We start from the raw sequence: 252 nt of genomic DNA, 5'->3' as shown, positions 1-252 counted from the left end.
AACGCCCTCGCTGAGGCGTTCAACTCGCTGTTCAAGGCCGAGCTGATTCGCAACAAGGGCCCCTGGAAGTCGATCGAGGACCTGGATATCGCGGTGGCCGAGTACGTCGACTGGTTCAATTACCGGCGCCTGCACGGAGAGATCGGGCTCGTGCCCCCGGCCGAGTTCGAGGACGCCTACTATCGTCACCACACCGCCCCGGCGACCGCCGGAGCGGCACTATCAAGCCTCCACTGAACCCGTCACGGGACA

1 protein-coding gene is annotated in these 252 nt (G+C 64.3%); it reads left to right on the top strand.

Annotation, left to right across the window (positions count from 1 at the left end):
• Positions 1–237, top strand: a 237-nt coding sequence (locus E7Z53_RS19915) for an IS3 family transposase (RefSeq protein ID WP_176338709.1), incomplete at its 5' end; no start/stop codon positions are given.
• Positions 238–252 lie beyond the last annotated feature (15 nt).

It is taken from the genome of Kocuria salina, from assembly GCF_013368965.1.
In the GTDB taxonomy this organism is placed as follows: Bacteria; Actinomycetota; Actinomycetes; order Actinomycetales; family Micrococcaceae; genus Kocuria; species Kocuria rosea.
Note: the sequence above shows the minus strand (reverse complement) of the source record. Positions and strands in the feature narration are given on the sequence as shown.